The organism is Arthrobacter sp. AQ5-05, assembly GCF_003287975.1.
Classification (GTDB): domain Bacteria; phylum Actinomycetota; class Actinomycetes; order Actinomycetales; family Micrococcaceae; genus Paeniglutamicibacter.
The window spans coordinates 1-21,706 of the sequence record NZ_QMKQ01000007.1 but is presented as its reverse complement, the minus strand read 5'-3'; the positions used below and the strand labels follow the sequence as shown (position 1 = coordinate 21,706).

21 protein-coding genes are annotated in these 21,706 nt (G+C 65.4%); 17 read left to right on the top strand and 4 right to left on the bottom strand.

The features are described 5' to 3' along the window. Positions 1–18: 18 nt before the first annotated feature. Complete coding sequence (locus tag DQ353_RS08610) at positions 19–909, bottom strand: GerMN domain-containing protein (protein ID WP_181578300.1); 891 nt, start codon at positions 907–909, stop codon at positions 19–21. Between the two features lie 435 nt (positions 910–1,344). On the opposite strand from DQ353_RS08610, the gene DQ353_RS08605 reads away from it, so the two are divergent. The 7 genes from DQ353_RS08605 (at position 1,345) to DQ353_RS08575 (ending at position 8,873) form a co-directional block, all read left to right on the top strand. Next, positions 1,345–2,460 carry a PhoH family protein gene (locus DQ353_RS08605; RefSeq protein WP_113762350.1) on the top strand — a complete coding sequence of 372 codons (1,116 nt, stop codon included), beginning with the start codon at positions 1,345–1,347 and terminating at the stop codon, positions 2,458–2,460. Next, positions 2,457–2,930 carry an rRNA maturation RNase YbeY gene (gene ybeY / locus DQ353_RS08600; RefSeq protein WP_113762349.1) on the top strand — a complete coding sequence of 158 codons (474 nt, stop codon included), beginning with the start codon at positions 2,457–2,459 and terminating at the stop codon, positions 2,928–2,930. The genes DQ353_RS08605 and ybeY overlap by 4 nt, the downstream gene beginning before the upstream one ends. Further along, the gene (locus tag DQ353_RS08595) at positions 2,930–4,240 is read left to right on the top strand and encodes a hemolysin family protein (RefSeq protein ID WP_113762348.1); all 1,311 of its coding nucleotides are present in this window, start codon (positions 2,930–2,932) and stop codon (positions 4,238–4,240) included. The genes ybeY and DQ353_RS08595 overlap by 1 nt, the downstream gene beginning before the upstream one ends. Continuing rightward, positions 4,237–5,208 (top strand): GTPase Era, encoded by a 972-nt coding sequence (era, locus tag DQ353_RS08590; RefSeq protein WP_071215057.1) that lies wholly within the window; start codon positions 4,237–4,239, stop codon positions 5,206–5,208. The genes DQ353_RS08595 and era overlap by 4 nt, the downstream gene beginning before the upstream one ends. 270 nt (positions 5,209–5,478) lie before the next feature. Then, positions 5,479–7,218 (top strand): 2-isopropylmalate synthase, encoded by a 1,740-nt coding sequence (leuA, locus tag DQ353_RS08585; RefSeq protein WP_113762347.1) that lies wholly within the window; start codon positions 5,479–5,481, stop codon positions 7,216–7,218. An 87-nt stretch (positions 7,219–7,305) separates the two neighbouring features. Further along, positions 7,306–8,058 (top strand): DNA repair protein RecO, encoded by a 753-nt coding sequence (gene recO / locus DQ353_RS08580; RefSeq protein WP_113762346.1) that lies wholly within the window; start codon positions 7,306–7,308, stop codon positions 8,056–8,058. Further along, positions 8,055–8,873 carry an isoprenyl transferase gene (locus DQ353_RS08575; protein ID WP_113762345.1) on the top strand — a complete coding sequence of 273 codons (819 nt, stop codon included), beginning with the start codon at positions 8,055–8,057 and terminating at the stop codon, positions 8,871–8,873. The genes recO and DQ353_RS08575 overlap by 4 nt, the downstream gene beginning before the upstream one ends. Here the strand turns inward: DQ353_RS08575 and DQ353_RS08570 are convergent. Next, complete coding sequence (locus DQ353_RS08570) at positions 8,870–10,090, bottom strand: alpha/beta hydrolase (protein WP_113762344.1); 1,221 nt, start codon at positions 10,088–10,090, stop codon at positions 8,870–8,872. The genes DQ353_RS08575 and DQ353_RS08570 overlap by 4 nt on opposite strands. A gap of 60 nt (positions 10,091–10,150) precedes the next feature. Between DQ353_RS08570 and DQ353_RS08565 the strand changes: the two genes are divergently transcribed. Together DQ353_RS08565 and DQ353_RS08560 are read left to right on the top strand one after the other, a co-directional pair. Next, positions 10,151–11,242, top strand: coding sequence for a quinone-dependent dihydroorotate dehydrogenase (locus tag DQ353_RS08565; protein WP_113762447.1), 1,092 nt, complete (start codon positions 10,151–10,153; stop codon positions 11,240–11,242). A 147-nt stretch (positions 11,243–11,389) separates the two neighbouring features. Then, on the top strand, positions 11,390–11,893 hold the full coding sequence (locus DQ353_RS08560; protein WP_113762446.1) for a dihydrofolate reductase family protein: 504 nt from the start codon (positions 11,390–11,392) through the stop codon (positions 11,891–11,893). 292 nt (positions 11,894–12,185) lie between these two features. Here the strand turns inward: DQ353_RS08560 and DQ353_RS08555 are convergent, their stop codons facing one another. Next, positions 12,186–12,767 (bottom strand): DUF3043 domain-containing protein, encoded by a 582-nt coding sequence (locus DQ353_RS08555; RefSeq protein ID WP_113762343.1) that lies wholly within the window; start codon positions 12,765–12,767, stop codon positions 12,186–12,188. A 70-nt stretch (positions 12,768–12,837) separates the two neighbouring features. On the opposite strand from DQ353_RS08555, the gene DQ353_RS08550 reads away from it, so the two are divergent. The 6 genes from DQ353_RS08550 (at position 12,838) to DQ353_RS08525 (ending at position 18,886) form a co-directional block, all read left to right on the top strand. Further along, on the top strand, positions 12,838–14,247 hold the full coding sequence (locus tag DQ353_RS08550) for a dipeptidase (RefSeq protein ID WP_113762342.1): 1,410 nt from the start codon (positions 12,838–12,840) through the stop codon (positions 14,245–14,247). Positions 14,248–14,356: 109 nt separating this feature from the next. Beyond that, positions 14,357–14,731: a HesB/IscA family protein gene (locus tag DQ353_RS08545; RefSeq protein WP_113762341.1), complete on the top strand. Its 375-nt coding sequence runs from the start codon at positions 14,357–14,359 to the stop codon at positions 14,729–14,731. 205 nt (positions 14,732–14,936) lie between these two features. Beyond that, positions 14,937–15,812: an aa3-type cytochrome oxidase subunit II gene (gene ctaC / locus DQ353_RS08540; protein WP_113762340.1), complete on the top strand. Its 876-nt coding sequence runs from the start codon at positions 14,937–14,939 to the stop codon at positions 15,810–15,812. A gap of 6 nt (positions 15,813–15,818) precedes the next feature. Continuing rightward, entirely contained in the window at positions 15,819–17,537 is a 1,719-nt protein-coding gene (gene ctaD, locus DQ353_RS08535) for an aa3-type cytochrome oxidase subunit I (RefSeq protein WP_113762339.1), read from the top strand. A 2-nt stretch (positions 17,538–17,539) separates the two neighbouring features. Then, complete coding sequence (locus DQ353_RS08530) at positions 17,540–17,941, top strand: cytochrome c oxidase subunit 4 (protein ID WP_113762338.1); 402 nt, start codon at positions 17,540–17,542, stop codon at positions 17,939–17,941. Between the two features lie 159 nt (positions 17,942–18,100). Further along, complete coding sequence (locus tag DQ353_RS08525) at positions 18,101–18,886, top strand: GntR family transcriptional regulator (RefSeq protein WP_181578299.1); 786 nt, start codon at positions 18,101–18,103, stop codon at positions 18,884–18,886. A 388-nt stretch (positions 18,887–19,274) separates the two neighbouring features. Here the strand turns inward: DQ353_RS08525 and DQ353_RS08520 are convergent, their stop codons facing one another. Continuing rightward, complete coding sequence (locus tag DQ353_RS08520) at positions 19,275–19,883, bottom strand: recombinase family protein (protein ID WP_113762337.1); 609 nt, start codon at positions 19,881–19,883, stop codon at positions 19,275–19,277. A 543-nt stretch (positions 19,884–20,426) separates the two neighbouring features. Between DQ353_RS08520 and DQ353_RS08515 the strand changes: the two genes are divergently transcribed. Then, positions 20,427–20,789: a PadR family transcriptional regulator gene (locus DQ353_RS08515; RefSeq protein WP_113762336.1), complete on the top strand. Its 363-nt coding sequence runs from the start codon at positions 20,427–20,429 to the stop codon at positions 20,787–20,789. Further along, positions 20,786–21,220 (top strand): phage holin family protein, encoded by a 435-nt coding sequence (locus tag DQ353_RS08510; protein WP_113762335.1) that lies wholly within the window; start codon positions 20,786–20,788, stop codon positions 21,218–21,220. The genes DQ353_RS08515 and DQ353_RS08510 overlap by 4 nt, the downstream gene beginning before the upstream one ends. Positions 21,221–21,706 lie beyond the last annotated feature (486 nt).

The following is a 21,706-nucleotide window of genomic DNA, read 5'->3' as shown; positions in this document are numbered from 1 at the left end:
CAGCGGCCCGCGGTGCGGCTACTTGGTGACGGTGAAGTCCTTGGACTCGGTGCCGGCGTGGCGGCCGGTGGCGGCATCGATGCCCCAGGCGGAGAAGGTGTAGTTGCCCGGTGCCAGCACGTAGGTGAAGGAGAACTCGTTGTGGCCCAGCGAATCGCCGCCGGTGTGCAGGGCGCCGGAGGCCACGACCTGCGTATCCTCGGGGGATTCCCCGCGGCGGGTGATCTCCCAGGACTCCCCGCCGGAGAACGACGCGCTGACCCCGTGGAAGGTGACCTGTCCGGCCTTCTCGGTGCCGCCGAACTGCGGATCGATGATCCACAGCGGGGCGGCCAGGCGGGCGTCGCGCACGAAGTTGTGGTCCAGGGGGATCTGGCCGAAGGCCTCGTAGCCGGATTCCCCGTCGACCAGGATCCGCACGCTCGGTTCCAGGCCCTCGGCGAGGATCCCGGCATTCGAGGCGGCGGCGGTGGCGGTGTACACCAGCTGGGCGATGGAACGCTCGGCCAGGCCCTGGTCGACTTCCGAGCTGAAGGCCTTGGCCGAAAGGTCCACGGTGATCACGTTGTCGGGACTGACGGAGGCCCCCACCGCGGCACTGGGACGCCAGGCGCTGAAGTAGCGCGGGTCTGCGGGCTTCTGGGTGAGCATGTAGCGGACCGAGTCGGCGATCGGGTCGGCGGCGTCCTTGACCCGGACAAACTCGCGGTACAGGGACACTGTCCCGACGTTCTCCGCCAACCAGTACACCGGGACGTGGGGGTTGGTGTTCAACGATTCCATTTCCACGCTCGAGAGCGGGGCGGGGGTCTGCACGCTGGTCGCGGCCTTCGGCATGGAGTACTGGTCGGTCGCCGAACCCAGACCGCAGGCCGCCAGGGTGCCAAGCACCACAGTGAGGCCCAGCACCGCAAGGCGGGTCCGGGAGGATCTACGTGAACAGGACATCTTGATGGGAAAGCTCTCTGGAAAGTCGCTGGGCGGGGGAACCGGTGAAGCCGGATTCGCGAGGGGGAGACTCGCTGCCGGTTCCAACCCAGCTTGGCATAACTTGATGAACGGTAGGGAGGAAAACCCGTCGATCCGCAGGACTGTTGCGTGATTGATATCTGCCAACCGAAGTTGTGCCCGAATCGTTGCACATTTGCTTCAGATACCTTTCGGGCTAGGGTTTCCGTCCCGCCGCCACGGGTTCCGGCGTCCCTGCCCGGTTTTGAGGGCGCACCGGCCACCGATCGGGGAGTGGCCATCCACGATAGGATTGAGCCAGTGCAGGGAACCATGGCAGCGGAAGGACCGCGGACGCCATTCGCCGGCACGGAATGCGGAGGCTGCAACAGTCGTATGGACCAACAAGTGAGCCAGGAGGACCGGCCCCGGGGCACCGACGCGCTGGTCCAATTCGACAGTTCCGACCAAATGGTCGCCACGCTCGGCGCGCACGACGAATTGCTGCGCGTGATCACCGGGGCCTACCCGCAGGTGGAGCTCCACGCCCGCGGCAACGACCTGCGGGTTTCCGGGGATGCGACCCAGGCGCACAAGGCCTTGCGCGTCATCACCGAGGCCCGCACGCTGGCCGGCAACGGCACCCGCATTTCCGCCCACACCATCGAGCAGCTCGTGCGCATGCTGGAGAACTCCGGTGCCGAGAACGGATCATCGGTGCTGGGCCTGAAGATCCTCTCGGGCCGCGGCAAGGCCATCCGCCCCAAGACCGTGAACCAGAAGTCCTACGTCGATGCCATCGACACCAACACCGTGATCTTCGGCATCGGGCCCGCGGGCACCGGCAAGACCTACCTGGCCATGGCCAAGGCGGTCGCCGCGCTGCAGGCCAAGGAGGTCAGCCGCATCATCCTGACCCGCCCGGCCGTCGAGGCGGGGGAGAAGCTGGGCTTTTTGCCCGGAACCCTCACCGACAAGATCGATCCGTACCTGCGCCCGCTCTACGACGCGCTGCACGACATGATCGAGCCGGATTCGATGCCCAGGCTGTTGGCCGCCGGCACCATCGAGGTCGCCCCGCTGGCCTACATGCGCGGACGCACGCTCAACGACGCGTTCATCATCCTGGACGAGGCGCAAAACACCACGCCCGAACAGATGAAGATGTTCCTCACCCGGCTGGGCTTCGGCTCCAAGATCGTGGTCACCGGCGACATCACCCAGGTCGACCTTCCCGGCGGCACGAAGTCCGGGCTGCGCGTTGTCACCGAGATCCTCGAGGGCGTCGACGACATCGCCTTCTGCGAACTCGACGCCACCGATGTGGTCCGCCACCGCCTGGTCGGCGCGATCGTGGGTGCCTACGAGCGCTGGACCGTGCGCCAGGACCCCAACTTCAACCGTTCCAAGGCCCGAGCCAGGCGCCGCGCCGGCGGCGGACGGAACCCCGAACACCCCACAGAAACGAAACAGCCGGGCACAGCGCCCGTATACCAGGAGCACGCCCCATGAGCGTAGAGGTCAACAACGAGTCCGCGATTGCCGCGGACCTGGAGCGCATCAGCTCGCTGGGACGCCACATCCTCGCCGAACTGTACGTGCATCCGGAAACCGACGTGTCGATCATCCTGCTCGACGAGGAGCCGATGAGCGCGCTGCACGTGGAATGGATGGACCTCGAGGGCCCCACCGACGTGATGAGCTTCCCCATGGACGAGCTGCGCCCCGGCGCCCCCGGCTCGCCCGCCGCGGCCGGGATGCTCGGGGACATCGTGATCTGCCCGCAGGTCGCCACCGTCCAGGCCAACACCGGGGGACATTCGGTGGAGGACGAGATCCTGCTGCTGGCCACCCACGGCATGCTGCACCTCTTGGGCTTCGACCACGCCGAGCCCGATGAAAAAGAAGTCATGTTCTCCCTGCAGCGGGCACTGCTCGAAGGATTCCTGGGCCGCCCCGCACCCCGGGAGACGATGGACTAGTGACCGCGATCATTCTCGCGATCTGTGCATTGGTGTTCATCCTCAGTGCCGCCATGCTCACCGCCGCCGAGTCGGCCTACCTCTACCTCTCGCGCCAGCAGGCCGAGGCGCTGCGCAGCGAGTTCGCCCAGAAGCACCTGAGCAACATCCTCGCCGAATCGCTGAGCCACACCCACGCCGTGCGCTTCTGGCGCATCTGGTTCGAGACCGCTTCCGCCGTCGCGGTCGCACTTTTCTACCACGACCTGCTGGAGAACATCTGGGTCGTCGGCCTGCTGGCCACCGTCAGCATGGCCGCGGTGAGCTTCGTGCTGGTCGGGGTATCCCCGCGGCGCTACGGACGCTCCCACGCCGAATCGGTGGTGCGCCACACCGCGCCGCTGGTCCGTTTCCTGCGCGTGGTCCTGGGCCCGATCCCGGCCTGGCTGGTGGGCATCGGCAAGGCCATGAGCCCGCGCTCGGTCGCCGAGGACGAGGGCTTCCTGTCCAAGGAACGACTGCGCGACCTGGTGGACCGGGCCACCGAAGGCGACGAGCTGGAGGACGAGGCGGCGGAAATCATCAACTCCGTCTTCGATCTGGAAGACACCTACGTCCGCTCGGTGATGGTGCCGCGCACCGAGATGAAGACCATCGACAAGGGCTCGGACCTGAACGCGGCCATGGACCTGTTCCTGGCCTCGGGCTGCTCGCGTGTCCCGGTGATCGGGGAGGACGCCGATGACATCTTCGGCATCGTCTACCTCAAGGACGTGGCCTACAGGCTGCACCTGAGCCCGGACTCGACCGACAAGGTCGAGGACCTGGCCCGCAAGACCCGCTACGTCCCGGAATCCAAGTCCGTGGCCGAGCTGCTGCCCGAGCTGCAACAGGAATCCACCCACATGGCCATCGTCATCGACGAGTACGGCGGCACCGCCGGACTGGTCACCCTCGAGGACCTCATCGAGGAAATCGTCGGGGAGATCGACGACGAGTACGACCGGGCCAAGATCGAGATCGAGGACCTGGGCGACGGCAGCTTCGTGGTGCGCGCCCACACCTCCATCGACGAACTCGGCGAGCTCTTCGACATCGACATCGAGGAAGACGAGGTCGACTCGGTGGGCGGGCTGCTGGGCAAGGTGCTGGAATCGGTGCCGGTGCTCGGATCGCACGCCAGCTTCGAGGGCATCGAGATGAAGGTCCTCTCATTGAGCGGACGGCGCAACCGGATCGGCAAGATCCTGGTGCGCAAGGCAGAAGAACAAACCAAGACCGGCGAACACGTCGCCGACAAGGATGCAGGGCATCACAAGGAGCAATCATGAGCCGGAACATCAAGAAGCCACAGATGCTGCCCACCGGAGGCTGGCCCGAGGACTTCCGCGCCGGGTTCACCTCCTTCGTGGGCCGCCCGAACGCGGGCAAATCGACGCTGACCAACGCGCTGGTCGGCCAGAAGGTCGCCATCACCTCGGCGAAGCCGCAGACCACCAGGCACACCATCCGCGGCATCGTGCACCGCGAGGACGCCCAGCTGATCCTGGTCGACACCCCGGGCCTGCACCGCCCGCGCACCCTGCTGGGCCAGCGCCTCAACGACCTGGTCGCCGACACGCTCTCCGAGGTCGACGCCATCGGCTTCTGCCTGCCGGCCAACGAAAAGATCGGCCCGGGCGACAGGTTCATCGCCACCCAGCTAGCGCAGCTGCAGAAGAAGCCCATCGTCGCGATCGTGACCAAGGCCGACACCGTGGACCGGGCCGCGCTGATGGCCCAGCTGCTCGCGGTCACCCAGCTCGGGGTCGACACCCTGGGCGAAGGCGGCTGGGCCGCCGTCGTCCCGGTTTCGGCCACCAAGGACTTCCAGGTCTCCGAGGTCGCCGACGTGCTGGTCAAGCAGATGCCGCTGTCCCCGCCGCTGTACCCGGACGGGGAACTGACCGACGAGCCGGAGGCGAAGATGGTCTCCGAGCTGATCCGCGAGGCGGCCCTGGAGGGCGTGCGCGACGAGCTTCCGCACTCCCTGGCCGTGGTCGTGGAGGAGATGGTGCCGCGCGAGGGGCGCCCCGAGGACAGCCCGCTGCTGGATGTTCGGGTAAACCTCTATGTGGAGCGCCCCAGCCAGAAGGCCATCATCATCGGCAAGGGCGGGGCACGCCTGCGCGACGTGGGAACCCGCTCGCGCAAGGGCATCGAGGCGCTGCTGGGCACGCGGGTCTACCTTGACCTGCACGTGAAGATCGCCAAGGAGTGGCAGCGCGACCCCAAGCAGCTGGGCAAGCTCGGCTTCTAGCCGCACCGGCGACCTGGCCGCAATGGGTGTCCCGGTTTTTACGGGGCACCCATTGCTATGTGACACGCACCTGCAACAATTAGGTGACCTGCTTCATGGAGGGGTGGAGGTCGATGTTATGGTGATCTTGTGCATTTCGGACTACTTCTACTAAGCCGCCGCGGCGAGACCCAAACAGGACTCTAACGCGTCCTTCGGCCGACCCCTCGCTGCGGAGTCACCCACTGTCCCGGCCCACTTTCGCACCACCAAGGAAAAGGCCCACAAGAAATGCAAAACATGCAAAAGCCCTCCGGAATGCCCATCCACAAATATGTGCCGTTCCAGGACCAGATCAACGTCTCGCTGCCCGACCGCACCTGGCCGGACAAGTACATCACCGCCGCCCCGCGCTGGTGCGCCGTCGACCTGCGTGACGGCAACCAGGCCTTGATCGACCCGATGAGCCCCGAGCGCAAGCACAAGATGTTTGACCTGCTCGTGAAGATGGGATTCAAGGAGATCGAGGTCGGATTCCCCTCGGCCTCGCAGACCGACTTCGACTTCGTCCGCCAGCTCATCGAGCGCGGCATCCCGGACGACGTGACCATCCAGGTTCTCACCCAGTCCCGCGAACACCTCATCGAGCGCACCTACGAGGCGCTCGAGGGTGCCAAGCAGGCCATCGTGCACCTGTACAACTCCACCTCGGTGCTGCAGCGCCGCGTGGTCTTCAACCAGGACCAGGACGGCATCGTCGACATCGCGCTGACCGGGGCCCGGCTGTGCAAGAAGTACGAGGAGCAGCTGGTCGGCACCAAGATCACCTACGAATACTCCCCGGAATCCTTCACCGGAACCGAGCTGGAATTCGCCAAGCGCATCTCCGACGCCGTTGCCGAGGTCCTCGAGGCCTCCCCGGAAAACAAGATGATCCTGAACCTGCCGGCAACCGTGGAAATGGCCACCCCCAACGTGTATGCCGACTCCATCGAGTGGATGCACCGCAACCTGGCCAACCGCGACTCCATCGTGCTGTCCCTGCACCCGCACAACGACCGCGGCACCGGCGTCGCCGCCGCCGAGCTGGGCTACCTGGCCGGCGCCGACCGCATCGAGGGCTGCCTCTTCGGCAATGGCGAACGCACCGGCAACGTCGATTTGGTGACCCTGGGCATGAACCTCTTCGGCCAGGGCATCGACCCGATGATCGACTTCTCCGACATGGACGAGATCCGCCGCACCGTCGAATACTGCAACCAGCTGCCCGTCCCGGAACGCTCCCCCTACGGCGGGGACCTGGTCTTCACCGCCTTCTCCGGCTCCCACCAGGACGCCATCAAGAAGGGCTTCGAGTCCATGGAGGCCGAGGCCACGGCCGCCGGCAAGACCATCGACGAGATCACCTGGGGCGTGCCGTACCTGCCGATCGACCCGAAGGACATCGGACGCTCCTACGAGGCCGTGATCCGCGTGAACTCGCAGTCCGGCAAGGGCGGGGTCGCCTACCTGCTCAAGAGCGAGCACTCGCTGGATCTGCCGCGCCGCGCACAGATCGAGTTCTCCGGGGTCATCCAGCGCAAGACCGACGGCGAGGGCGGGGAAATCTCCTCGGCCGCGATCTGGAACGTGTTCCAGGACGAGTACCTGCCGGTCACCGAGGGCTCGGACCACGAACCGTGGGGCCGCTTCAAGCTCGGCTCGGCCACCGCGGACACCGCCGAGGACGGAAGCTTCGAGCTGACCACCACGCTGGTCATCGACGGTGTGCCGCACCGCCGCACCGCTGCCGGCAACGGCCCGATCAACGCCCTGGTGAACATCCTGGGCAACGAGGGCGTGGACGTGCGCGTGCTGGACTTCACCGAGCACGCCCTGTCCGAGGGCGGCAACGCCGCTGCGGCCGCATACGTCGAGGCAGCCGTGGGCGAGCGCGTGCTCTGGGGCGTGGGCGTTGACACCAACACCACCATGTCCTCGCTCAAGGCAGTGATCTCCGCGGTCAACCGCGCGGTGCGCGACCTGGCCTAGGCGCCATCGGCCACGCCGGCCCCGGGCGTGCACACGGACACACCGTCGTGCGCGCCCGGGGCCGGCTTTGTCTGGGATCATGTATATGTGTCACGTTCATCTTTCGCAGCCAAGAGCTACCGCACCCGCGGCATTGTCCTGCGCACCCACAAACTGGGCGAGGCGGACCGGATCATCACGCTGCTGAGCCCCGAGCTCGGGGTGGTGCGCGCGGTGGCCAAGGGCGTGCGGCGCACCAGCTCCAAGCTGGGGGCCACCCTTGAGCCCTTCATGGAGGTCGAGGCGCAGATCGTTGCAGGCCGCTCGCTGCACACCATCCTCCAGGCGCAGCTGCGCCATCCCTACGGCCAGGCGCTCGTGGCCGACTACTCCGCCTACACCGCCGGCGCGGCGATGCTGGAGACCGCCGAGCGGCTGACCGACTCCGAGGCCGATTCCATCGGCGCGCAGTACCGGCTGCTGCACGGCGCCCTGGCCACCCTGGCCCGCGGCGGGCACGAACCGGGCACCGTGCTGGACTCCTACCTGCTGCGTGCCCTGGCCGCGGCGGGCTGGGCGCCGAGCTTCACCCATTGCGTGCGCTGCGGGGCGGTGGGCCCGCACCAGGCCATCAACGTGCCGCTGGGCGGGGTGGTCTGCCACGACTGCCGGCCCGCCGGATCGATGTCCCCGTCCCCGGCCACCATCACGCTGCTCGCCGCGCTGCTGGAGGGCGCTTGGGAAACCGTGGACGCCGCCGACGCACCCACCCGCGGCCAGGCCGGGGCCATCACGGCCAACTACCTCCAATGGCACCTTGAACGAGCCGTCAAATCCCTCAAACTCGTGGAGCGACAATGAGCAAACCCCCCAAGATCACCGGCAAGCCCGGACCCGGAGTCCCGGCCTCCCGCCCGGGCGACGCCCCGATGCCGGACATCAGGCCCGAGCTCATCCCGCAGCACGTGGCGATCGTGATGGACGGCAACGGCCGCTGGGCCAACGCGCGCGGGCTGCCCCGCACCGAGGGCCACCGTGCCGGTGAGGCCGCACTGCTGGACGTGATGGCCGGGGCCGTGCAGATGGGCATCAAGTATGTCTCGGTCTACGCGTTCTCCACCGAAAACTGGAAGCGCAGCCCCGAGGAAGTCCGCTTCCTGATGGGCTTCTCCCGCGATGTGCTGCGCCGCCAACGCAACACCCTGGACGGCTGGGGCGTGCGGATCCGCTGGGCCGGGCGCGAACCGCGGCTCTGGCGCTCGGTGGTCAACGAGCTCAAGGCCGCCGAGGAACTCACCGCCTCAAACCAGACCTGCCAGCTGACCATGTGCGTGAACTACGGGGGCCGGGCGGAAATCGCCGATGCCGTGAAGGCCATCGCCGAACAGGTCGCCGCCGGAACCCTGAGGCCTTCGCAGATCACCGAGAAGACCGTGGCCAGGCACCTTGACGAACCCGAGATGCCGGATGTCGACCTGTTCCTGCGCACCAGCGGCGAGCAACGCACCTCCAACTTCCTGCTCTGGCAGTCCGCCTACGCCGAGATGGTGTTCATCGACGAGCTGTGGCCCGACGTGGACCGCACCACGCTGTGGGAGGCGGTGCGCGAATACGCCAGCCGCGACCGCCGCTACGGCGCAGCGGTGGACAAGCCCGCGGCCCCGGCCGTCACCTAGCCCGCCGGGCGTTCCTCCGACACGGCGCGCACGCCGTGCCCCGGCATGTACCCGCTTCCCCAGCGGTCGATCGCCGCATAGGCGGCGGCCCGCGGGCCGGGCAGCGAGGAAAACACGTCGTGCATGGCCCCGTCGATGACCGCGTTGGAGACCTGCGGCCCCAGCCGCACCGAACGCTCCCGCACCACCTGGACCTCGATGACGGTGTCGTGGTGCAGCATCGACTCGTCAAAGCCCGTGGACAGGTGCGTCGACTTGGACGTCAGCACCAGCACCGGGATCCCGATGTCCAGCCCGCGGGCCACCTCCCGGTGCCCGGCCATCACCGCGGTGATCCAACCGGCGGTCACCGGGAACGAGATCGCCGGGCGCCACACCGGGTGCAGGTCCCAGGAGCCACTCGCCAGCCTGGACAGCGAGCGCCAGTAGTTGTCCAGCTCCGGCAGGTGCAGCTTGGCCCGCGGGCGCAGCCTGGCGATCGGTTCGACGACGCCCTGGGCGGCGTAGCGGACCAGGTAGCTGCCCTGCATCTCCAGCCACGGGCTGTTGAGCACCAGGGCGGTGAACTCCCCGGGGTGGCGGTTGGCCCAGAGGCTGGCCACCAGGCCGCCGGTGGAGTGGGCCACGCAGATACCCGGCAGCTCCGGTCCCTCCAGCGACCGGATCATTTCCAGGGCCGCGGCAAGGTCCTGGTCGTATTCGCCGAGGTTTGCGGTGAAGCCGGGGTTCAGGTGGTGGGCCCGGAGGCTGCGCCCGTAGCGGCGGAAATCCAGGGCGTAGAACGCGTACCCGCGATCGCTCCAGTAGCCGGCCAGCTCGGTGTTGTAGAAGTAGTCGCTCCAACCGTGCAGCGCCAGCACGAACCCGACCGGGTTCCGGCCCGCGGGCCCCGCGGTGCGTGCCCGCACCGTAGACGCGGGGTCTTGCCCGAACAGCCGGCGCAGCACGTTGCCCAGCCGGAAACCCAGCGGTGCCCGGGATGCAGATCTTGCGTGTGCCGGGCCCCTGGAGTCGGGGATGTGGCGCACCAGCGTGGCGCACAACTCGCCCTCGGCGTCGGAGCCAAGCGGCAGCGTGGTGTAGCTGTACCCCGCACCGAGGATGTCCGGTTGCCAGGTGCCGGGTGCGGTCGTCACGCTGTACTCGGGCCAGGTCGCGGTGGGATCGTTCTCCGGACCAAGTGCCCGGCCGGTACCGGGCGAGGAGGCATGGGACATGTGTCGAGCATAACGAACTTGAAGTTGTTTGCGGCCCTGACACCGGGAAGACTGGGAACCATGCGCATCTACCCCACGATTTTCCGGCTCGTTTTCACGAAGATGGACCCGGAAAAAGCCCACCACTTTTCCTTCGACGCACTGCGGCTGGCAGAGAAGCTCGGGGTCTCGGGCATCTACCGGAAACCGTGTGCCCCCGACCCGTCGCTGCGCCGCACCGTGATGGGCATCGACTTTCCCTCGCCCTTCGGCCTGGCCGCAGGATTCGACAAGGAAGGCGCCGGCATCCCGGCCCTGGCGGATTTGGGCTTCGGCCACGTGGAGGTCGGTACCATCACCGGCGCCGCACAGAGCGGCAACGAGAAACCGCGGCTCTTCCGCCTGGTCGAGGACAAGGCCGTCATCAACCGCATGGGATTCAACAACGACGGGGCGCACGCGGTGGCCCCGCGCATCCGCGCCGCACGCCTGGCCCTGGCCGGCCGCTACGGCGCGCAACGTCCGGTGATCGGCGTGAACATCGGCAAGACCAAGGTCGTCGAGCTCGATGACGCCGTCGAGGACTACCTCGTCTCCACCCGCGAACTGGCCGTCCACGCCGACTACCTGGTGGTCAACGTGTCTTCGCCCAACACCCCGGGGCTGCGCCTGCTCCAGGGCGTGGAGACGCTGCGGCCGCTGCTGCAGGCCGTGGGTGCCGAGGCCGACCGGGTTGCCGGCCGCCACGTGCCGCTGCTGGTGAAGATCGCCCCGGACCTGAATGACGCGGACATCGAGGACGTCGCCACCCTGGCCACCGAGCTCTCGCTGGACGGCATCATCGCCACCAACACCACCATTGCCCGCGAACCGCTGACCAGCGACGCGTTCAAGGTCGCCGAGATGGGTGCCGGGGGACTGAGCGGGGCCCCGCTGAAGGCCCGCTCGCTCGCGGTGCTCAAGGTGCTGCGCGAGAAGCTCCCCGCTGACATGGCGGTCATCTCGGTGGGCGGGGTAAGCACCGCGGAAGACGTGATGGAGAGGCTCGAGGCCGGTGCCGACCTGGTCCAGGGCTACACCGCGTTCCTCTACGAGGGCCCGTTCTGGGTCCGCGGCATCAACAAGGCCCTCGCCGAGGCACAGGCACGCGGCAGGTCGCTGGCCAGGAAGTAGCACCCAACACAACATCCCCGCGGGCCCGTGGCACCGAACCATCGGTGCAACGGGCCGCGGCGTCAACGCCCCGGCATCGCCCACCCGCCACATCCCCAACCATGAACGGCTGCTGAAATGGTGCACCCCAAAGCCAAGGAGCGCACCGTGGGCAACGTGGTCAGGTACGGCTCGGTGTCGGTGGACGGCTTCATTATGGACAATGCGGACCAGCCCGGAGTGCTGTTCGACTGGTTGGCCGGCGGTGAGGTCCCGTTGGACCAGAGCGGCGTGTTGAAGGTGTCCCGGGCGTCCTCCGACTACACCCGGGCGTACTGGGACCGGATCGGGGCGACAATTGTCGTCCGGCACGTCTTTGACACGACGGAGGGCTGGGACGGGACGCCTCCGGGCGGGGTCGAGAACGTGGTTGTGGCCACGCACCGGCCCAGACCTGCGGGCTGGGACCCCGAGGCGCCGTTTCACTTCGTCGACGGCCAGGTGCTTGCCGCGGGCCTGCTCGACGAGGTGCGCATGGACGTCGCACCCGTCGTGTTCGGGTCCGGCAAGCGCTACGTGGGGTCTTTCCACGCACAGCACCTGTTGGAGGATCCCGACCTGGCGATCCACGGCAACCGGGTCCTTCACCTGCGCTTTCGGGTGCGCCGCTGACCGATCCGGGCGGGTGCGCGAAGAGGTCCACCGCGAACGGTGAGACCGGAACAGGGCCTGCGGCTGGGTTTGCGCATCGCCGCCCCGGGACGGACGCGCCGGCCAACATCCGGCCAGCGATTAGGCCGTCAACCGTGGAGGGCCGGTTGGAATGTGCGGCTCATTCGCCGCAACAGGGAAGCCGGGTGCCAATCCGGGGCAGCAAAAAGGCGTGTGGCGCCGGGCCGGAAACGGGGTTCCTGGCCGGGCGCCACACGCCGGGGTGTGGTTTCCTGAACGCTGGTGCGTATCTTTAGCGCGGGGCCTCGCCACGGCGGACCTGCGGCTTGGGCAGGCGCATCTTGCGGAACTGCATGCCGCGCATGATGGCGTAGTACATCACGCCGCGCTCGACCGAACCGAAGCGCGCAACCAGCGCCTTCTTCAGCATCCGGGACATGATGAACGAATCGATGGCAACCAGACCGACCAGGATCCACAGGGCAAAGGTCACGTAGACCGTCACCTGCGGGAACTTCGAGAGGCTCAGCGAAACGATCAGGAAGGCGAACACCGCGAACATCAGGTATTCGCCGACCATGAAGCGGCGGTCCACGAAGTCGCGGGCAAAGCGCTTCTGCGGGCCCTGGTCGCGGGCGGCCATGAAGCGTTCGTCGCCGGTCTCGTTGGCCAACCGCATGCGGTTCTGCGCCTCGAGGCGCTGGGCGCGCTCGGCCGCGCGCGCAAGCTTGCGGTCGGTGGGAACCAGCGGTCGCTGGTTCTGCGCCTGCTGCACGCTGCGCTTCGGGGTAGGGGCATTCTTGCCTGCGGGCTTTGTGGTCTCATCTGTGGGCGCTTCCGCGGAAGCTGCCGTATCTTTCTTGCGTCCAAACACCTTGCCAGTCTAGCTTGCGACCGGCAAGCCGCCGGCATCGGCCACACGGTGCGGTTGTACGCTTTCTCCTATGACTACCAAGAACACCGCCGACCCGGCGTCCTTCGGCGTGGACCGCGATGCATTGAGCACCCACGTCGAGAAAGACTTCGACCGAATTGTCACCGAACTGGGCAGCCTGGTGGCGATCCCCGGCATTGCCTGGGAATCGTTTGACCCGAACCAGCTTGACCGCAGCGCCGAGGCCGTGGCGCAGTTGGTTCGCGCTGCCGGCATGGAGCAGGTCGACATCCTGCGCGTGCCCACCGCCACCGGCGCGATGGGCGGCCCGGCCATCGTGGCCAACCGCCCGGCCGTCGACGGCAAACCCACCATCCTTCTCTACGCGCACCACGACGTGCAGCCCCCGGGCGACGAGGAGCTGTGGAACACCAAGCCCTTCGAAGCGACCGAGATCGACGGGAGGCTCTATGGGCGCGGCGCCGCCGACGACAAGGCCGGCATCATGGTGCACGTTGCCGCACTGCGCGCGGTGCTGGACACCGTCGCCGACTTCGGCCTGGGCGTGACGTTCTTCCTGGAGGGGGAGGAGGAAGCAGGGTCACCGAGCTTCCGCCGCTTCCTCGAGACCCACCGCGACCGACTCGAGGCGGATGTCATCGTCGTGGCCGACTCCTCGAACTGGAAGGTCGGGGTCCCGGCACTGACCACCTCGCTGCGCGGCATGGTCGGGGGAGTGGTCGAGGTCCGCACCCTGGGCCACGCCGTGCACTCGGGCATGTTCGGCGGCCCGGTGCTCGATGCGCCGACCGTTGCGGCACGCCTGATCTCCACCTTCCACGACGCCCAGGGAAATGTCGCGATCGAGGGGCTGGTCGCCAACGACAACGCCGTCGTCGACTACCCCGAAGACTCGTTCCGCGCGGACTCCTCGGTGCTGGATTCGGTGAGGCTGGCCGGCAGCGGGAACATCGCCGACCGCCTGTGGAACAAGCCGGCACTTTCCATCATCGGCATGGACATCCCCTCCGTTGCGGTTTCCTCCAACACCCTGCTGCCCTCCACGCGCTTCAAGCTGAGCCTGCGCGTGGCACCGGGCCAGGACCCGGAGGCCGCCACCGAGGCGGTGCGCGCGCACATCATGTCCCAGGACCTGGGCGGGGCGCAGGTCACCTTCGAGTCGGACGAGGCCGGGCAGTCCTTTGCCACCGACACCTCGGCCCCGGCGGCGCAGGCGAGCCTGTGGGCACTGGGGGAGGCCTGGGGCGTCCCCGCCGTGGAAACCGGCATCGGCGGCTCCATCCCGTTCATCTCGGACCTGCTGGAGGTCTTCCCGGCCGCACAGATCCTGGTCACCGGCGTGGAAGACCCCGACTCGCGGGCGCACTCGGCCAATGAGTCGCTGCACCTGGGCGATTTCCGTCATGCAATTTTGGCTGAGGCGTTGCTCTTGGCACGCTTGAACAACCACGGGCTCTGAGGCCCGACCGGTGGTGCCGCGACAGCATTTGCGGCAACGCCGTATCATTGGAAGGTGAGGGGCCGCGCTTGAGGCGTAGCCCAAGTGAGCAGTATATGGAGGATCACGCATGACAACTGCAGCCAATGAGACCACCGCAGACCCGACCGAGCTTCCGAGCCACGAGGTCAAGCTTTCGGAGGTCGCAGCAGAAAAGGTCCGTTCACTGCTTGAACAGGAAGGCCGCACCGATCTTCGGTTGCGCGTCGCCGTTCAGCCAGGGGGATGCTCGGGCCTGATTTACCAGCTCTACTTCGACGAGCGCCTGCTTGAAGGCGACGCGGTGAAGGACTACGACGGCGTTGAAGTTGTCGTGGACAAGATGAGCGTTCCCTACCTGGACGGGGCTTCGATCGACTTCGAAGACACGATTTCCAAGCAGGGCTTCACCATCGACAATCCGGCCGCCGGAGGCTCTTGCGCCTGTGGAGATTCCTTCCACTAAGTCGGAACCAAATGCACCGCCCAAACGTTGAGACATCTTCGTCCCTGGGCGGTGTTTTGGTCGGCATTCGCGTGCCCGAGAGGGTAAGCTCTACGATAAGTAGTAAAACTATGGTTTTCTTCGACCTCATCAGCGTTGATTCACTTGAGTCCGGCCGCTGGGCGTCGAAGACTCATTCAGCACCAACAAAGAGGAAGGGCCGTCTGTGAGTTCGCAAGACCGAACCAGCAGCCGCCGGAAAGGCGTAGCCAAAGTCTTGGCTATTGCCGGCTCCGGCGCGTTGTTGTTGACGGGATGTTCAGCGGAAGTCCAGCGAGGTTGGCTCCCAAACGTCGAACGTGACACCACCAACCACACCGGTATGATCCAGGATCTCTGGGTCAACACGTGGATTACCGTACTTCTGATCGGTATCCTGACGTGGGGCCTGATGCTTTGGTGCATCATTGCCTACCGCCGTCGCAAGAATGACACTGGCTACCCGCGCCAGCTCAGCTATAACTTGCCCATCGAAATTTTCTACACGGCTGTGCCTCTCGTAATGGTCTTGACGTTCTTTACGTTCTCCGACCACACCGAAAAGGCCATCAACGCCCCCGTGGATTCCGAGCTCGTGGTCGATGTCCGTGCCAAGCAGTGGGCATGGGACTACAACTACAGCTACAAGGGCCAGGAAAAGTACGACGCGACCGTTCAGGCCCACCTGACCGGCGCAGAAGGCCGCAAGGCCGAGCTTCCGACCTTGGTCCTACCCGTGGGCAAGACCGTCACGCTAGAGCTGAACAGCCGTGATGTCATCCACTCGTTCTGGGTTCCTGCATTCCTGCAGAAGATGGACATGTTCCCGGGCCACACCAACTACATCTACCTCACCCCACAGGTCGAAGGACAGTTCGACGGCAAGTGCGCTGAGCTCTGCGGCGAATACCACTCCGAGATGCTCTTCAACGTGAAGGTAGTGTCCGAGGGCGAATTCCTGAACCACCTGGCCACCCTGAAGGATGGCCACATCGGTGAAGACCAAGACCGCAAGCCGGGCGAGGTCAACCAGGTTTCGGCCCACACCTCGGAAGGAAAGTAATCCGTCGTGACTACCTATGAATACGCTACAGACGAGGCCAAAACACTTGCGCCTCGCGTGGTTCCGATCTCCAAGGGACGGATCTTCGTCAACTGGATCACCTCCACGGACCACAAGACCATCGGGTACATGTACCTGATTTCCTCCTTCGTGTTCTTCTGCATCGGCGGTGTGATGGCCTTGGTCATCCGCGCCGAGCTGTTTGAACCGGGCATGCAGATCCTGCAGACCAAGGAGCAGTACAACCAGCTGTTCACCATGCACGGCACCATCATGCTGTTGATGTTCGCAACCCCGCTCTTCGCCGGGTTCGCCAACGTGATGATGCCGCTGCAGATCGGCGCACCGGACGTGGCCTTCCCGCGACTGAATGCCCTGGCCTTCTGGTTCTTCTCCTTCGGCTCGACCATCGCGTTGGCCGGTTACCTCACCCCGCAGGGCGCAGCCTCCTTCGGCTGGTTCGCCTACGCTCCGCTGTCGAACACCACCTTCAGCCCCGGCGTCGGTGGTGACCTCTGGGTCTTCGGCCTGGCACTGTCGGGCTTCGGCACCATCCTGGGCGCAGTCAACTTCATCACCACGATCATCTGCCTGCGTGCCCCTGGCATGACCATGTGGCGCATGTCGATCTTCACCTGGAACACGCTGATCACCGCGATCCTGATCCTGATGGCCTTCCCGCCGCTGGCAGCCGCGCTGTTCGCACTGGGTGCGGACCGCCGCTTCGGCGCACACGTCTTCGATCCCGAAGCCGGCGGCCCGATGCTGTGGCAGCACCTGTTCTGGTTCTTCGGACACCCCGAGGTCTACATCATTGCGCTGCCGTTCTTCGGCATCGTTTCGGAGATCTTCCCGGTGTTCTCCCGCAAGCCGATCTTCGGCTACAAGGGACTGATCTTCGCGACCATCTCGATTGCGGCACTGTCCGTATCGGTGTGGGCGCACCACATGTACGCCACCGGCCAGGTCATGCTACCGTTCTTCGGCTTCATGACGATGCTGATCGCGGTGCCCACCGGCGTGAAGTTCTTCAACTGGATCGGCACCCTTTGGCGGGGATCGATCACCTTCGAGACCCCGATGCTCTGGAGCATCGGTTTCATGGTGACCTTCCTCTTCGGCGGCCTGACCGGCGTCATCCTGGCGGCCCCGCCGCTGGACTTCCACGTCTCGGACACCTACTTCGTGGTGGCGCACTTCCACTACGTGGTCTTCGGAACCGTCGTGTTCGCCATGTTCGCCGGATTCTACTTCTGGTGGCCCAAGTGGACCGGCAAGATGCTCAACGAGCGCCTGGGCAAGATCCACTTCTGGATGCTGTTCGTGGGCTTCCACGGCACCTTCCTGATCCAGCACTGGCTGGGCGTCATCGGCATGCCGCGTCGCTACGCGGACTACATGCCCGAAGACGGGTTCACCACCATGAACCAGTTCTCCACCGTGTTCGCCTTCATCCTGGGCATGTCAATGATCCCGTTCTTCTGGAACGTTTGGACCACGCACCGCCACGCGAAGAAGGTCACCGTGGACGATCCATGGGGCTTCGGTGCATCGCTGGAGTGGGCAACCTCCTGCCCGCCGCCGCGCCACAACTTCCACTCGATTCCGCGCATCCGTTCCGAGCGCCCGGCTCTTGACCTCCACCACCCGGAACTGAGCGCACGCTCGACCCCGGATTCCTCGGTGGCCAAGATCTTCGGCCCGGCAGACCAGAAGGACAAGTAGAGATGAAAGTAGAATCTTGGCTCTTCCTCGGCGGCGTCTTCTTCTTCCTGCCGGTGGGAATCGTCTACGGGATCATGACCGAGTGGAAGGAGCCGGTCGGCGTACTGGCAACGTTCATGCTCGTGGGCATGACGCTCATGGTCGGTTGGTACCTGCTGCACACATCGCGTCGGGTCGGTGCTCGTCCCGAGGACCGCGTTGACGGCGACATCCACGAGAACGCGGGAGCCATTGGCCTGTTCGCTCCGTGGAGCTGGTGGCCGTTGATCCTCGGCACCGGTGCCGCAGTCGGCTTCCTCGGCCTGGCCGTGGGCTTCTGGGTCCTGTTCATCGGGGTCGGCTTCACGGTCATCGGCCTCGTTGGCTGGGTCTACGAGTTCAGCCGCGGCAACCACGCCCACTAACACGGGCCTGGCGCACGCACGCCAAATCATCGGAAGCGGTGTTCCGATTCCCCGTGAGGGGAATCGGAACACCGCTTCCGGCGTTTAAGCCCAGGGCCCGGATGCGCGAGAATGGAATCAGAACGGGCCGGGAGACGGCCCGAGGACGATGGAGCAAAAGTGAAACCCTACGCGCCGCAGCCAAAGGTCCAGGGCGCCTTGGACCCGGATTCTCCGCTCGGCAAGTACCGGCAGATCCGAGAGATCCTTCGCAACCATGCCAAGACCGTCTGCCAACCCGGCTACCGGCTCCCGCCCGAACGCGAGCTGGCCGAGGGATTCAAGGTTGCGCGCAAGACCCTGCGCCAGGCCATCGACTCCCTGGTCGAGGACCAGGTCCTCAAGCGCGTCGTCGGGGTTGGGACCTTCGTCGCGCACCCCAAGGTCGACCTGCAGGTTCGGCTCAACTCCTACAGCGAGGAAATGGTGCGCCGCGGCATGGTGCCCGATGCGCACGTGCTGCGCTTCGAGGAGGTTCCCGCCTCCGGCACGCTGTCGCGACACATGGAGATCGACGAGGGCGCCCCGGTGATCCGCTTCAGCCGCCTGCTGCTGGCTGATGGCAAGCCGATGAGCCTGGATGAGAATTTCATGCCCAGCGAGCTGGTGCCCGGTTTCCTGAACGACCCGCCGCCGATTTCCCTCTACCAGTCGCTGCACGAACGCTACAACCTGATCCTGGAGTGGGGCGAGGACCAGATCGAAAGCACCGCGGCCACCAGCGAGCAGGCCGGGCTGCTGCAGGTTGATGTCGGGTTCCCGCTGTTGCGCATCACCCGGTATGCCTTCGTGGGGGAGGGGCTGGTGGACTATTCGGTCTCGCTCTACCGCTCGGACCGCTACAAGCTCTTCGTGCCGTTGGAGCGGCAGGGAAGCCGCAGCCCGCGCTACACCACCCTGAGGTAGTTCCAGGGCGCCTACGGGGCGCTGGGCGGCCGCAACCGGGAGATCCCGCGGTGGCCGCGGGCCGTTCCGGTTGCCGTGGCGCGTTTGCCGCCCGTGACAACCCCGGGGGAGCGCCCGCGAACCGGCTTCCATGTACCGCGCGGCCGGCGGTGCCGTCCCTGGGCGCGGTTCAGGTGCCCCTCCGGCGCCCCGGGAACGGCGTCCAGCCAGCCTCAGCCAAGCGCTTCAAAGAGCCCGACACGGTTACCGGAGGGGTCTTCCACCAGGGCCTGGCTTCCGCCGACGCCAACTAGCGCATCCATGCGCAAGGGCACGCCCCGCGCCACCACCCTGCGAACCAATGCGTCCAGGTTCCGGGGTCTTGGTAGTAATGGGGACGGATTGAGGGCTAAGCCTCCAGGGTCGCTTTGGCGGTGGGGCGCCGTCCGATGCTTGCCTTGTTGAGGTGCCCGTAGATGGTGGAGCGCGGGACCTGGAGGAGGTCGGCGATGCGTTGGACCGTATGGGTCCCCGCGTCGTAGAGCTGCTGGGCGTGCTGGGCTTGGTCGGGGGAGAGCTTCGGGCGTCTTCCTCCTGTTCGCCCGCGGGCGTGGGCGCGGGCGGCGGCGAGTCCGTCGCGGGTGTTGGCGACGATGAGTTCTCGTTGGAGTTCGGCCAGGACGGAGAGCATTCCGAACATCGCACGTCCTTCCGCGGTCGTGGTGTCGATGCCCTGCTCAAGGACACGTAATCCCACACCACGCTCCCGGAGGGCCGCACCGAGGGTCACCAGGTGGAGCACCGAGCGTCCGAGCCTGTCCAGACGGGTGATGAGCAGCTGGTCGCCGGCGCGGTTGGCCGAGGCGAGGGCCTTGTCGAGCTCGGGCCTGCTGGCCTTGGCACCGCTGGCCTGGTCGAGGTAGATGTTTGCCGGTTCGACACCGGCGCGGGCCAGGTCATCCGTTTGGTGGTCAGGGTTTTGGTCCGCGGTGGAGACCCGCGCGTATCCGATCAACATGTGTCGGTAATACCGGTGCTGCATGGTTTGACGACGTTGAGGTCCGGCACGGGTTTCCGACAGGGTTTCCGCGGCGTGTCGCCGATAGGTTCGGGATGTCGCCAAATGACCGTTTCTCGACATGCTATGTCCGGCCGCGGTGTGTCCCGGTTAGCACTCCTCGCCCTCAGGATCCTCGCTCCCAGATTCGTACAAGAATCACTGGAGCCTTTTGCGCATCGAAATCATTCATTCTGCTATCTATGCCAGGTATAGGTCTTGCTACGTCCGAGCGTAGTGTGTGTTCGGTTCACTTGTGGAACGCCATCAATGCGCGATCTCAAATCCATCACATTGGTTCTGACGGCCCCGTCGACCAACCGTTATTCGGGACTGCATCAACGATCGTCCCTGACTATGCGCAAGTCAGCATCAGTCACTGGCCGAGATCAGAAGTCCGTACACCTTGAGCTGGCACAACCACGGGCAGGTCACTAGTGAAAACAATGATCACCCCTCCTTGGCGATTGCCATAGTCTTGCGACGCAAGGTATCTTTTAACGCATGGCAAATAACACTGCAAGTACTCAACTCCGGCGAGGAGTGATCGGACCATGCATTCTCGTATTGCTATGCAGCGGCCCCCGCTACGGACTGCAACTCGTCAGAGAACTCGATGCGGTAGGCGGCCTACTGACCAGTCAAGGCACTATCTACCCGCTGCTAAATCGACTGCAAGAAAGCGGATTCGTGACAAGCCAATGGGAAGTTGAAAGCGATGAACGGCCCAAACGCTACTACCAGATCACCCAAACCGGACGGGAAGAAGCAGAAACCTTCAAAAGTGACTGGGGACAGTTCACCCAATCCGTAGCAACCCTGCTCAAAGCACTGCCAACGAAAACTACCGACGAGGAACCCAAATGAGCAACTTCGAAAACAACCCGTCTGTAAAGAAGTACATGTCACTCTTCGATGAGCAAGCCAAGGCTCTTCCTAAATCTCGACGAGTAACCCTCCGCGCAGAGATACTTTCCCATATCTCTGCGCTGCTTCCTGAAGTTGCTGCACCGGAAGCTGTTTCTATAGCACTGAGGCAGCTAGGCTCTCCGGTGGAGATTGTTAGCCAGGAGCTTGAAATGAACCCGGCGCCAGCTACGACGAAGGGTAGTCGCGCTAACCGCGTCGCCCTGGTGGTAATCGCGACGCTCGCTGTGATTTGGTTGGGTCTTGCAGCGACGCCTTTGCTTCTGGCCACCTTTGCCCCAGTACCGGGTTGGCTTCTCATCGTTTGCGGTTTCGTCTTGATCATCAGCGCCGTCGCATTGGTCATGTCCATTCGACGCTTGCGCCGTTGATTGGCCATGAGGACAGGGCTGGCGGGCCCGCGTGGACCAGACGCAGCTTCATAGATCAGACCTCAAGGAAGTCCTCACTCAGACGTCGTCAGCTGCTCCAACCTGATCGTGGGCAACCGACGCTGCCCATGGATCCTTTCTCCCTATCAGATCGTCACTAATTCGTATCCATCCGATCTGTCCGTAACGTGATTCCGTGACGGCACTAAAGTGAAGAAGCACGACTGGGGAGCCGTCGACGTACCTCAATTGGAGTAGGCCGCCTTCTTCCCGACGCCTGAGCTTCTGCGTTCCACCCATCGGGAATGAGCCACATCTCCAACGTTGCCCGCTCGCCTTCGCCTTGCGGGACTGGTTACTGTTGAGCGTCGCATTGTTTGGTGATGGTTAGTCAGGGTGGGTGACGATGACGGCAGCCGTGCACCAAGGTTCGTTGGCGGCACCAGCATGACGACCACACCCGGTGCCCTGGCCGGCGGGCACTGA